Here is a 13,299-nt window from a genome sequence, read left to right as displayed (position 1 = left end):
CCCCCAAGGTCAGTTGTGCATACAACCCTGTGAGAGCCGGCGTTGCCGGCGATTGCTTGAGCCTGTCAGACGATCAGGCGCTGGCCATCGAAGGCTGCGCCGCAGGCTCTGGATGCAGCGGCAGCAGCGGCGAGTGCGGATCATTGGCGATCGACTGGCGCCAGACGCCCAGCCAGGCCTCGTTCTGCCCATCCCAGACTGCTGTGTGCAGGCGCGCCAGGGCGACCGGGTCGCTGAGCAGGGCCAGGCGGGTGTTGCCGTCCAGGCCGTTCGGGCCGACCTCCAGGGCCTTGGCGATACGCTCGGCACGCAGTGCCTCGATCGGCGCCGCGACACCGTGGCGAGCGGTCGCCAGGGCACAAGCCAAGGCGTTCTGCTGCGGATCGACCACGGCACGCACGAAACCGTCGTGCATGGCATGCCAGCGGTTCTCGTGGGTGTACTGGTCGGTGGCCAGCAGCTCCTGCGGCGTGGCGTATTCCTCAGGGATCAGGAACAGGCTTTCGTCCTTGGCACGCAGGCCCAGGTGCACGCGGCTGGAGATCACCGAGACCGGGATCGACAGCATCAGCGAACCGACGATCGGCACCAGCCACCACAAAAAGCTCGGGTTGAGCCAGGCTACCAGCAGTGCCCAGGCCACGCCCAGCAGGGTTTGCGGACCATGACGGCGTACCGCTTCGCTCCAAGGAGTGGAGTCGTCGTCACGCTGCGGCGAGTTCCAGGTCGCGGCCCAACCGAGGAACGCGGCGAGCACGAAGCGGGTGTGGAAAATCATCCGCACCGGCGCCAGGAGCATGGAGAAGAGCATCTCCAGCAGCATCGACACGGTGACCTTGAAGCGCCCGCCGAACTCTTTCGCGCCCTTGGCCCAGATCAGGATGACGCTGAGCAGCTTGGGCAGGAACAGCAGCACGATGGTGGTGGAGAACAGCGCGATGGCTTTCTCCGGGTGCCACTGCGGCCACAACGGGTAGAGCTGGCGCGGCTCGAGGAAGTACTGTGGCTCCATCAGGGTGTTGGTCGCCAGCAACGCGGTCGACAACACCAGGAAGAAGAACCACAACGGCGCCGACAGGTACGACATCACCCCGGTGAGGAACACCGCACGGTGTACAGGGTGCATGCCCTTGACCAGGAACAGGCGGAAGTTCATCAGGTTGCCGTGACACCAGCGCCGGTCGCGCTTGAGCTCATCGAGCAGGTTCGGCGGCAGTTCTTCATAGCTGCCCGGCAGGTCGTAGGCAATCCACACGCCCCAACCGGCACGACGCATCAGCGCCGCTTCAACGAAGTCGTGGGAGAGGATCGCACCGGCAAAGGCACCCTTGCCCGGCAATGGCGCCAGGGCGCAGTGCTCGATGAAGGGCTTCATGCGGATGATCGCGTTGTGGCCCCAATAGTGCGACTCGCCGAGCTGCCAGAAGTGCAGGCCGGCGGTGAACAGCGGGCCGTAGACGCGGGTGGCGAACTGCTGCATGCGCGCATACAGGGTGTCCATGCCCGAGGCTTTCGGCGCGGTCTGGATGATCCCGGCGTCCGGATTGGCCTCCATCAGGCGCACCAGGCTGGTCAGGCATTCGCCGCTCATCACGCTGTCGGCATCGAGCACGACCATGTAGCGGTAGTCGCCGCCCCAGCGCCGGCAGAAGTCGTCGAGGTTGCCGCTCTTGCGTTTGACCCGGCGACGCCGGCGACGGTAGAAGATCCGCCCGAAACCCTTGGACTCGCGGCAGACTTCCAGCCAGGCCTGTTGCTCGGCCACGGCGATGTCGGTGTCGTTGGTGTCGCTGAGCACGAAGAAGTCGAAACGGTCGAGGTCACCGGTGGCGGCCACCGACTCGAAGGTCGCCCGCAGGCCGGCGAACACCCGTGGCACGTCTTCGTTGCAGATCGGCATGACGATCGCGGTGCGGGCACCGGCCTCGATCGGCTCATTGCCGGCACTGCTGCCGGAGATGCGGTATTTGTCCCGCCCGGTGAGCAGCTCGAGGAAGCCCATCAGCGCGGTCCAGAAGCCCGCCGAGACCCAGCAAAAGAGGATCCCGAAGAGAATCAGAATGCTGGTCTGCAGGGCATACGGCCAGACTTGCGTGGCGGTTTGCAGCAGCGGCTGGTGCATGACCTCGTCGAGGTCGACGAACGACCAGCCCTGGTACGGCAGGATGCCCTTCATGTACCAACCGGCGACGATGGTCTGGCCGAGCATCAGCGCCAGCAGGATGTAGCGGCGCATCGAACCGACCCAGCGCCAGCGTGCCTTGGGCAGCTCGCGTTTTTCCGGGGCCGGGGCGTTGGTGCGGCCGGTCAGGCGGCGCCAGGCGCGGATCAGGATATTGGTCCGCCACGGCTCGGGGATGACCCGGGTGCGCCGGATCGGCGGCGTGGCCTTCAGGCACACCCGGCCGCTGCCGTCCACCGCGAGCATCTCGGCGTCTTGCAGCTCTTCGGCGCAGGTCACGTGCAGGCGCTCGCCCACCGAGGCCTGGACGGCCTCGGCAGCGTCGGCGCCCGGCTGGGCAGACAGGCGTTGATGCAGCTCGCTGAACGAGGAGCAACGGGCGAGTTCCGCGCGCTGCTCGTCGCTCAGGGGCAGGTGGGCCAGGTATTCGCTGAGCGATTCTGGCCGGGTATGGGCATTACTCATCGGCAGGCAACTGATAGCTCCAGGTCTCGGTCAGCACCTGTTCGGTGGTGGCCGGTGCCCCGGTGGTGGACGCCGCGTCGGCGGCAGGTTGCTCGGCAGGCTTGTCGGCCTTGGCGTGTTTGGCCGCGGCTTTGTCCTGCTTGCTTGGTTTGGCAGGCTTGGCCGGCTCGACCGGAACGTCACGCAGCAGGGCGGCGCGCATCTCCACGGACTTGCCCGGATCCTTGATCTTCAACCGCAGGGTCAGGCGCCAGCCCTTGATGTCCGGGTTGTAGCGCAGATTGTTCTCGACCACTTCGGCATTGTCGCCAACGCTGACCTGGCTGCGCACGGCGGTGTCTTCCGGCAGTTTAGCCAATACCGGGCCTTCGAAGTCGACCAGGAAGGCCACGCTGCCATCGGGCTGACGGATCAGGTTGGACTGCTTGACGTCACCGGTCGAGCGCAGGGTCTGCTTGACCCAGCCCAGGTTCGGCGAATGCAGGTTGGACTCGTCGATGGTCCAATGCAGGCGGTAGGCGTATTCGAACGGGGTACCTGGCTCCGGCAGTTTCTCCGGGCTCCAGAAGGCCACGATGTTGTCGTTGGTTTCGTCGGCAGTCGGGATCTCGACCAGATCGACGGTACCCTTGCCCCAGTCACCGACCGGCTCGATCCAGGCGCTTGGACGCTTCTGGTAGTTGTCGTCGAGGTCTTCGAACTGGCTGAACTCGCGCTGGCGTTGCAGCAGGCCGAAACCACGCGGGTTCTCGACGCTGAAGTTGCTCACGGCCAGGTGTTTCGGGTTGTTCAGCGGGCGCCACAGCCACTCGCCGTTGCCGGCATGGATCGACAGGCCTTCGGAGTCGTGCAGGGCCGGACGGTAGTTGAGTACCTTGGACGGCTGGTTGCCGCCGAACAGGAACATGCTGGTCAGCGGGGCGATGCCCAGGCGGCTGACGTGGTCACGCAGGAACACCTTGGACTGCACGTCGACAATGGTGTCGCTGCCCGGACGCAGGGTCAGGCGGTAGGCGCCGGTGGAACGCGGCGAATCGAGCAGCGCGTAGATCACCAGTTGCTTGTCGGTCGGTTTCGGACGCTCGACCCAGAACTCGGTGAAGCGCGGGAATTCTTCGCCCGATGGCAGCGCGGTATCGATCGCCAGGCCACGAGCCGACAGGCCATACACATGGCCCTTGCCGACCACGCGGAAATAGCTGGCGCCCAGCAGGGTCATGATTTCATCCTGCTTGTCGGCCTTATTGATCGGGTAAAGCACGCGGAAACCGGCGTACCCCAGCTTCTCGGTGGCCTTGGCGTCGAACTGCAGGTCGCCGAAATCGAAACGACTCGGGTCGTACTTGATCTCTTTCACCGCCTTGGTGGTGATTTCGTTGATCTTGACCGGCGTGTCGAAATGCATGCCCTGGTGGTAGAAGGACAGCTTGAACGGCGTCTTGTCCTTGGCCCACTCGGCTTTTTCGTTGAGGAAGCGGATTTTCTGGTAGTCCGCGTACTTCATGTCACGGAACACCGCCGGCAGATTGCTTTTCGGCGCTTCGTACTTTTGTCCGGCAAGATCCTTCGCCTTGGCCGCGACATCGTCAAGGTTGAACGCCCAGAGCTGGCCTGCGCCGAGCAGGCTTACCAGCGTTGCGCCTGCCAACAGCGCCGTGCGCAGCCGATTGCCAGGAGTTCTTGGTGCATTACAGGGACTTACAATCACGAGCAACCCTCGCCGAAAACAGATCATAAAACCAACGGCCAGCGACATATGCCAGGTTGGCGAGCACTGTTCGGACTCCGAAAGGGCGCAATGATTCCCCAAACGGTTCCGGACAGTCTCAAGTCAGAGTGAAACGAACCCACGAACGCAGGCCCACATGGCGCGCGATTATCCAGCAGGCTGCGTTACAACGCATCAGGCTGATCAAACTATTTATGCTACAAAACCCCTTGTTTTCCCGCAAACAGGGGTTTTTTGCCATCAGATTTGTAACATAAATGTTACGGGGCCATCATTGACCAGGTGCACTTGCATGTCAGCACCGAACTGACCACTGGCAACCGTTGCATGTTGCGCCTGCGCCTGGGCCAGCAAATAGTCGAAAAGCTCGGCCCCTAGCGCTGGCGGCGCAGCCGTCGAAAAGCTCGGGCGCAGGCCGCTCTGGGTATCGGCGGCCAGGGTGAACTGCGACACCAGCAGCAGGCCGCCGCCGATATCCTTGAGCGACAGGTTCATCTTGCCCTGTGGGTCGCTGAACACCCGGTAGTTGAGCAGCTTGTGCAGCAGCTTGTCGGCATGGCCGCGGGTATCGCCCGGCTCGACCGCGACCAGCACCAGCAGGCCCTGGTCGATCGCGCCAACGGTTTTGCCCTCGACATCCACCCGCGCGCCACGCACGCGTTGCAGCAAGCCCTTCATGCTTCTTCCAGGGGCAGGTCGAGCAGGCGCCGGGCCATCTGGTCGGCGGCGCGCACCAGGGCGTCGGTGATGCCGGGCTCCGAGGCCGCGTGGCCAGCGTCGCGAATCACCTTAAGCTCACTGTTCGGCCAGGCCTGGTGCAGCTCCCAAGCGTTGTCCAGCGGGCAGATCACGTCGTAGCGGCCATGCACGATCACCGCCGGCAGGTGGGCGATCTTCGGCATGTCGCGGATCAACTGGTCCGGTTCAAGGAAGGCATTGTTGGTGAAGTAGTGGCACTCGATGCGGGCGATCGACAGCGCGCGCTGTGGCTCGGAGAAGCGATCGACCACCAGCGGGTTGGGCCGCAGGGTCGCGGTGCGCCCTTCCCAGGTCGACCAGGCCTTGGCTGCGTGCATCTGGGCGATCTGGTCGTTGCCGGTGAGGCGCTTGTGGAAAGCCTTGACCAGGTCGCCGCGCTCTTCGGCCGGGATCGGCGCGATGTAGTCCTGCCAGTAATCGGGAAACAGGCGGCTGGCGCCGGCCTGGTAGAACCACTCGATCTCTTGCGGGCGGCACAGGAAGATGCCACGCAAAATCAGCCCATGCACGCGCTCGGGGTGGGTCTGGGCGTAGGCCAGGGCCAGGGTCGAGCCCCACGAGCCGCCGAACAGCACCCACTTGTCGATCCCCAGGTGCTTGCGGATGCGCTCCAGGTCTTCGACCAGGTGCCAGGTGGTGTTGTTTTCCAGGCTGGCATGCGGGGTCGAACGGCCGCAGCCGCGCTGGTCGAAGGTGATGATGCGGTACAGATTGGGGTCGAAGTAGCAGCGGCTCTGGGCATCGCAGCCGGCACCCGGGCCACCATGGATGAACACCACCGGCAGACCTTCCGGCGAACCGCTTTCATCGACATACAGCACATGCGGTGCTTCCACGGCCAGATCGTGCCGGGCGTAGGGTTTGATCTGCGGGTACAAGGTCTGCATTACGCACTCCGTGTGGGAATTATTCTGCCGTTGGGCATCATAAACCTGAATTGCGCTTTGAGCATGTACCTGTGATGGCTTTGGGGCCTCATCGCGGGGCAAGCCCGCTCCAACGAGAACTGTGGGAGCAGGCTTGCCCCGCGATGCAGGCGCCGCGCAATCAGCGCGAATAGCGCTCCTTGCCCCACGCCAGCAAGGTCTGGAGCAACTGCTTCAACACCACCTGGGTCGGCGCTGCCAGGTCCTCGCGGTACTTGAACGGCTCGACCTCTTCCATGTAGGTGCTCTGCGCCAGCTCCAGCTGCACTGCATGAATGTTGTTGGCCGGGTCGCCATAGTGGCGGGTGATATGCCCACCCTTGAAGCGACCATTGAGCACATGACTGTACTGCTCAAATTTTGCACAAACACCTTGCAGCCGTTCGGCCAGTTGCGGATCACAACTGGCGCCATTGAAGGTGCCGAGGTTGAAGTCCGGCAGCTTGCCGTCGAACAGGTGCGGGATGTGTGAACGAATCGAGTGGGCATCCCACAGCAAGGCGTAGCCGAACTGCTCGCGCAAGCGCGCCAGCTCGCTGCGGATGGTGTCGTGGTAGGGCCGCCAGATGGCTTCCAGGTACCCCGCCCGCTCCTGTGCCGAGGGCGCCTGGCCGTCCTTGAACAACGGCTCGCCCTCAAACAGCGTGGCCGGGTACAGGCCGGTGGTGGCGCCAACGTACAGCGGCTTGTCGTCGTCCGGGCGGTTCAGGTCGATGACGAAACGCGAGTACTCGGCGGCGACCACGCTCACGCCCAGGCCTTGGGCAAACTCATAAAGCTGCGGAATGTGCCAGTCGGTGTCCGGCAAGCTTTGCGCCTGCCCGACCAGGCCGTTCTGCACCGCCGGGGTCAGCTTCAAACCGGCGTGGGGCATGCTGATCAGCAGCGGCAGCGTGCCCTGGTGAAAGTTCAGTACCTTGTCCATACGCCCTCTCTCAATTGGAAATTTCATGGCCCAGGCGCACCACCCGCTTGGGCAGGTCGCCGCCGAGCCAGTAGGCCAGGTCGGCCGGTCGCTCGATCTGCCAGGCGACAAAGTCGGCAACCTTGCCCACTTCCAGCGAACCATGGCTGTCGCCCAGGCCCAAAGCGGTTGCCGCATGCAGGGTGACACCGGCCAGGGCTTCTTCCGGGGTCATGCGGAACAGGGTACAGGCCATGTTCAGCATTAGCCGCAGCGACAGCGCCGGCGAAGTGCCGGGGTTGAGGTCGCTGGCAATGGCAATTTTCACCCCATGCTTGCGCAGCGCGTCCATCGGTGGCAACTGGGTTTCGCGCAGAAAGTAGAACGCACCGGGCAGCAGTACCGCTACGGTCCCGGCCGCCGCCATGGCGATGGCGTCGTCTTCGGTCATGAATTCCAGGTGATCGGCCGACAGCGCCTGGTAGCGTGCCGCCAGGCTGGAGCCTGCAAGCGACGACAGTTGCTCGGCATGCAGCTTGACCGGCAGGCCCAGTTCGCGAGCCTTGATGAACACCCGCTCGACCTGGGCCGGCGAGAACGCCAGGTACTCGCAGAAGGCATCCACTGCATCCACCAAACCCTCGGCCGCCAGGGCCGGGAGCATTTCGTCACAGATATGGCTGATGTAGTCGTCAGCCCGATCCTTGTATTCCGGTGGCAAGGCGTGGGCTGCCAGGCAGGTGCTGCGCACGGTGAGCGGCAGCTCCTCGCCAAGGCGGCGGATAACCTTGAGCAGCTTGCGCTCGCTGGCCAGGTCAAGGCCGTAGCCGGACTTGATCTCCAGGGTGGTGACGCCATCATGCATCAGCGCCTGCACGCGCTGGCGGGCACTGGCGAACAGCTCGTCTTCGCTGGCCGCGCGGGTCGCCCGCACGGTACTGGCGATGCCGCCGCCCTGGGCGGCGATCTCGGCATAGCTGACGCCTTGCAGGCGCTGCTCGAACTCGCCGCTGCGGTTGCCGCCAAACACCGCGTGGGTGTGGCAGTCGATCAACCCCGGAGTGACCCAGGCGCCGCCCAGGTCCACGGTTCTGTCAGCGACCAGGGCCGGCAGCTGCTGGCGCGGCCCGATCCATTCGATATGGCCGGCGCTGGTGACGATCGCCGCATCCTCGATGATCGAGTAAGTACCTTGCGCCATGCTTGCCACATGGCAATGCTGCCAGAGGGTTTTCATCCAGAGTCTCCTTGATCAGAGTTGAGAAGGTTCCTGCACCAGCGGCTGCTCGGCGGCAACCACCTGCGGCTTGCACCAGAGCTTGTAGGCCACCACCAGGAACAATACCCAGACCACGCCGACCAGCAGCGCGGCTTGAGTATCAGGGAAGTACCCGAGTACGCCAAAGACGAACAGCATGAAGGCAATCGCTGCCGCCGGGCCATAAGGCCAGAACGGTACCGGGAATTTCAGTTGGGCAACTTCTTCACGGCTCATGCTGCGGCGCATGGCAACCTGGGTTACCAGGATCATCAGCCACACCCAGACGGTCGCAAAGGTGGCGATCGAGGCAATCAGCAGGAACACGTTTTCCGGGATCAAGTAGTTGAGCACCACACCGCCGAGCAACGCTGCGCCCATGACCAGCACGGTCATCCATGGCACGCCATGCCGGGAGATCTTGGCAAAGCCTTTGGGCGCCTGACCTTGCTGGGCCAGGCCGTACATCATGCGCCCGGCGCCGAAGATGTCGCTGTTGATCGCCGAGACCGCGGCGGAAATCACCACGATGTTCAGCACGGTCGCCGCCGAGCCAATCCCCAGGTTACTGAAGATCTGCACGAACGGGCTGCCCTGGCTGCCGATCTGCGGCCATGGGTACAGGCACATCAACACGAACAACGTCAGCACATAGAACAGCAGGATGCGCATCGGCACGGCGTTGATTGCCTTGGGGATAACGCGCTGCGGGTCCTTGGCTTCACCGGCAGTGATACCGATGATTTCGATACCGCCAAAGGCAAACATCACCACGGCAAACGAGGCGATCAGGCCACCAATGCCGTTGGGCATGAAGCCGCCATGCTCGAACAGGTTGCTGATGCCCACGGCGTTATCGGCAGCGGCATTACTCAGGCCGAAGGCCATGATGCCGAAACCGGCGAGGATCATCGCGACGATGGCGCCGACCTTGAGCAGCGACAGCCAGAATTCCATCTCGCCGAACACCTTGACGTTGCACAGGTTCAGGCCGCCGATCAGGAAGACGATGCCCAGCACCCAGATCCAGCGCGCCACTTCCGGAAACCAGAAGCCCATATAGATGCCGAAGGCGGTGACGTCGGCGAGGCAGACGATGATCATTTCAAAGGCATAGGTCCAGCCGAGGATAAACCCCGACATCGGCCCCAGGTAGGTGCTGGCGTAGTGGCCGAAGGAACCGGACACCGGGTTGTGCACAGCCATTTCGCCCAGCGCGCGCATGACCATGAATACCGCTGCACCGCCGATCAGGTAGGCCAGCAGTACTGCAGGGCCGGCCATCTGGATGGCCGAGGCGGAGCCGTAGAACAGCCCGGTACCGATCGCCGAGCCCAGCGCCATGAAACGAATGTGTCGCGCGGTCAGCCCGCGCTTGAGTCCTTGAGCTTCTTGCATGTCACGTCCTTATTCTTGTTCTGGTCGTGAGAATGAACGGGCGCGCCAATCCCGGCGCAAGCCCGCCCCCAATGAGGGAGCGGGCTTGCCCCGCGAAGGGCCCCGGGAGCAATTACAGGCTAGGCAGGACCTTGGCCGGCAGCAGGCCGGTCAGGCGCCCTTCGGCCAGCAGGGCGATGGCCGCCTCGATGTCCGGGGCGAAGAAGCGGTCTTTGTCGTAGTAGGCAACCTTACTGCGCAGGGTTTGACGCGCCTGTTCCAGCTTCGGCGAGGTCTTCAGGCCTTCGCGCAGGTCCAGGCCCTGGCAGGCAGCCAGCCATTCGATGGCAAGGATACCGCGCACGTTGTCGCTCATTTCCCACAGGCGCTTGCCGGCAGCCGGGGCCATCGACACGTGGTCTTCCTGGTTGGCAGACGTTGGCAGGCTGTCGACACTGTGCGGGTGCGCCAGGGCCTTGTTCTCGCTGGCCAGGGCCGCGGCGGTAACCTGGGCGATCATGAAGCCGGAGTTGACCCCGCCATTGGCAACCAGGAACGGCGGCAGCTGGGACATGTGCTTGTCCATCATCAGCGAGATGCGGCGCTCGCTCAGCGAACCGATTTCGGCGATGGCCAGGGCCATGTTGTCGGCAGCCATGGCCACCGGCTCCGCGTGGAAGTTACCACCGGAGATCACGTCACCTTCGGCAGCGAACACCAGCGGGTTGTCGGACACGGCGTTGGCTTCGATCACCAGCACTTCGGCGGCCTGGCGGAACTGGGTCAGGCAGGCGCCCATGACCTGTGGCTGGCAACGCAGCGAGTACGGGTCTTGGACTTTGCCGCAGTTCTCGTGGGAGGCGGAAACTTCGCTGCCATCACCCAGCAGGTCGCGGTAGCACGCGGCTGCATCGATCTGGCCGCGCTGGCCACGGGCTTGGTGGATGCGCGCATCGAACGGCGAACGCGAACCGAGCACGGCTTCGACGGTCAGGCCACCGACCGACATGGCCGCGGCGAACAGGTCTTCACCTTCGAACAGGCCGCGCAGGGCAAAGGCGGTGGAGGCCTGAGTGCCATTGAGCAGTGCCAGGCCTTCTTTGGCCGCCAGGGTCAGCGGCTCAAGGCCAGCAACCGCCAGGGCTTCGGTGGCCGACAGCCATTGGCCGTTGTGGCGCGCCTTGCCTTCACCCAGCAGTACCAGCGACATGTGCGCCAGCGGGGCGAGGTCGCCGGACGCGCCGACCGAACCCTTGAGCGGGATGTGCGGATAGACCTCGGCGTTGATCAGCGCGATCAGGGCGTTGATCACCTTGCGGCGAATGCCGGAGAAACCACGGCTCAGGCTGTTGACCTTGAGCACCATGATCAGGCGCACCAGGGCGTCGTCGATCGGTTGGCCGACGCCAGCGGCGTGGGACAGCACCAGCGAACGCTGGAGGTTTTCCAGGTCGTGGCTGGCGATACGGGTCGAGGCCAGCAGGCCGAAACCGGTGTTGATGCCGTAGGCGGTGCGGTTTTCCGCGAGAATCTGCTCGACGCAGGCGACGCTGGCGTCGATCTGCTGGTCAGCGCTGGAATCCAGCTTGAGTTTTACCGGCTGCTGGTAGATCGCACGCAGCTGAGCCAGGGTCAGGGTGCCAGGCTTCAGGGTCAATTCAGTCACGTTAATGCTCCGTACTCGTGAGGCGTAGGCGCCTGCATAGATATCAGTATCAACCATTTAGCGCAGATCAGCGCGTGATCATCGGCAGGTTCAAGCCTTGTTCCTTGGCGCAGTCGATGGCGATCTGATAACCGGCATCGGCGTGACGCATGACACCGGTAGCCGGGTCGTTGGTCAGTACCCGGGCGATCCGCTCGGCAGCTTCGTCGGTACCGTCGCAGACGATGACCATGCCCGAGTGCTGGGAGAAGCCCATGCCTACGCCACCACCGTGGTGCAGGGATACCCAGGTCGCACCGCTGGCGGTGTTGAGCAGGGCGTTGAGCAGCGGCCAGTCGGAGACGGCGTCGGAACCATCCTGCATCGATTCGGTTTCACGGTTGGGGCTGGATACCGAGCCGGAGTCCAGGTGGTCGCGGCCGATAACGATCGGCGCCGACAACTCGCCGCGGCGGACCATTTCGTTGAACGCCAGGCCCAGCTTGGCGCGCTGGCCCAGACCAACCCAGCAGATACGCGCCGGCAGGCCCTGGAAGCTGATGCGCTCGCGGGCCATGTCCAGCCAGTTGTGCAGGTGGTCGTCGTCCGGGATCAGTTCCTTGACCTTGGCGTCGGTCTTGTAGATGTCTTCGGCATTACCCGACAGCGCCGCCCAGCGGAATGGACCGATACCACGGCAGAACAGCGGACGAATGTAGGCCGGTACGAAGCCCGGGAAGTCGAAGGCATTGGCAACGCCCTCTTCCTTGGCCATCTGACGGATGTTGTTGCCGTAGTCGAAGGTCGGCACGCCCTGCTTCTGGAACTCGAGCATGGCTTGAACGTGGACAGCCATCGATTGCTTGGCGGCCTTGACCACCGCAGCCGGTTCGGTCTGCGCACGATCGCGGTATTGCTCCCAGGTCCAGCCGGCTGGCAGGTAGCCGTTGAGCGGGTCGTGGGCGCTGGTCTGGTCGGTGACCATGTCCGGGCGCACGCCACGCTTGATCAGCTCAGGCAGGATTTCGGCGGCGTTGCCCAGCAGGGCAATGGAGATGGCCTTGCCTTCGGCGGTGTATTTGGCGATGCGCGCCAGGGCGTCGTCCAGGTCCTTGGCTTGCTCGTCGACATAGCGGCTGCTCAGGCGGAAGTCGATGCGGCTCTGCTGGCATTCGATGTTCAGCGAGCAGGCGCCGGCCAGGGTCGCCGCCAGTGGCTGGGCGCCGCCCATGCCGCCCAGGCCCGCGGTCAGTACCCACTTGCCTTTGAGGCTGCCGTTGTAGTGCTGGCGGCCGGCTTCGACGAAGGTTTCGTAGGTGCCCTGGACGATGCCCTGGCTGCCGATGTAGATCCAGCTGCCGGCGGTCATCTGGCCGTACATGGCCAGGCCCTTGGCATCCAGTTCGTTGAAGTGTTCCCAGTTGGCCCAGTGCGGTACCAGGTTGGAGTTGGCGATCAGTACGCGCGGGGCGTTGCTGTGGGTCTTGAACACGCCGACCGGCTTGCCCGACTGCACCAGCAGGGTTTCGTCGTCGTTCAGGTTGGTCAGGCTCTCGACGATCTTGTCGTAGCACTCCCAGTTACGCGCGGCACGGCCAATACCGCCGTACACCACCAGCTCTTTCGGGTTCTCGGCGACTTCCGGGTCGAGGTTGTTCATCAGCATGCGCAACGGTGCTTCAGTCAGCCAGCTTTTGGCGGTCAGCTTGTTGCCGCGCGCTGCGCGGATTTCGACGTCACGGAATTTCTTGAAGTTGTTGTCAGTCACGGAAATGGCTCCTAAGCGATCGGTCCAGAGCAACCCAGGCATTGGGTGGGTCATGGCACTTATACAAACACATCTTTACTTGTATGTACAAGCATAGGCAATTGAAGTGCCAACTCCTGACCAGAGCGCTTTCCCCGGCGCCAACGCAGGTGCTAGAGCCCCGCGATGCGCGGGCTGTGGCGAATTAAAATTTTTTCCAGGAGATGAGCGGTCGAACCAAGGGGATCAGTGGCGTTGCACCACTTTGGGTCAATCGGTAACAGCCTCGGCCGCGCTGAACGGCCGA

9 protein-coding genes are annotated in these 13,299 nt (G+C 63.7%); all 9 read right to left on the bottom strand.

Annotation, left to right across the window (positions count from 1 at the left end):
• Positions 1 to 73 precede the first annotated feature (73 nt).
• A complete protein-coding gene (mdoH, locus tag LOY54_RS01795; protein WP_045193885.1) occupies positions 74 to 2,647 on the bottom strand; it encodes a glucans biosynthesis glucosyltransferase MdoH in 2,574 nt (857 codons plus the stop codon).
• The gene (locus LOY54_RS01790; RefSeq protein ID WP_258608995.1) at positions 2,640 to 4,355 is read right to left on the bottom strand and encodes a glucan biosynthesis protein G; all 1,716 of its coding nucleotides are present in this window, start codon (positions 4,353 to 4,355) and stop codon (positions 2,640 to 2,642) included. The genes mdoH and LOY54_RS01790 overlap by 8 nt, the downstream gene beginning before the upstream one ends.
• 261 nt (positions 4,356 to 4,616) lie before the next feature.
• A complete protein-coding gene (gene dtd, locus LOY54_RS01785; RefSeq protein WP_045193886.1) occupies positions 4,617 to 5,054 on the bottom strand; it encodes a D-aminoacyl-tRNA deacylase in 438 nt (145 codons plus the stop codon).
• Positions 5,051 to 6,022, bottom strand: coding sequence for a prolyl aminopeptidase (gene pip / locus LOY54_RS01780; protein ID WP_045193887.1), 972 nt, complete (start codon positions 6,020 to 6,022; stop codon positions 5,051 to 5,053). The genes dtd and pip overlap by 4 nt, the downstream gene beginning before the upstream one ends.
• Before the next feature lie 160 nt (positions 6,023 to 6,182).
• A complete protein-coding gene (gene hutG, locus LOY54_RS01775) occupies positions 6,183 to 6,986 on the bottom strand; it encodes an N-formylglutamate deformylase (protein ID WP_258608993.1) in 804 nt (267 codons plus the stop codon).
• Between the two features lie 10 nt (positions 6,987 to 6,996).
• Positions 6,997 to 8,202 carry an imidazolonepropionase gene (gene hutI, locus LOY54_RS01770; RefSeq protein WP_258608991.1) on the bottom strand — a complete coding sequence of 402 codons (1,206 nt, stop codon included), beginning with the start codon at positions 8,200 to 8,202 and terminating at the stop codon, positions 6,997 to 6,999.
• 15 nt (positions 8,203 to 8,217) lie between these two features.
• Positions 8,218 to 9,621 carry an amino acid permease gene (locus LOY54_RS01765; RefSeq protein WP_093377005.1) on the bottom strand — a complete coding sequence of 468 codons (1,404 nt, stop codon included), beginning with the start codon at positions 9,619 to 9,621 and terminating at the stop codon, positions 8,218 to 8,220.
• A 112-nt stretch (positions 9,622 to 9,733) separates the two neighbouring features.
• Entirely contained in the window at positions 9,734 to 11,266 is a 1,533-nt protein-coding gene (gene hutH / locus LOY54_RS01760; RefSeq protein WP_123564860.1) for a histidine ammonia-lyase, read from the bottom strand.
• A 67-nt stretch (positions 11,267 to 11,333) separates the two neighbouring features.
• On the bottom strand, positions 11,334 to 13,013 hold the full coding sequence (gene hutU, locus LOY54_RS01755; RefSeq protein WP_045193892.1) for a urocanate hydratase: 1,680 nt from the start codon (positions 13,011 to 13,013) through the stop codon (positions 11,334 to 11,336).
• Between the last annotated feature and the right edge of the window lie 286 nt (positions 13,014 to 13,299).

Source organism: Pseudomonas sp. B21-032, assembly GCF_024748965.1.
Classification (GTDB): domain Bacteria; phylum Pseudomonadota; class Gammaproteobacteria; order Pseudomonadales; family Pseudomonadaceae; genus Aquipseudomonas.
Note: the sequence above shows the minus strand (reverse complement) of the source record. Positions and strands in the feature narration are given on the sequence as shown.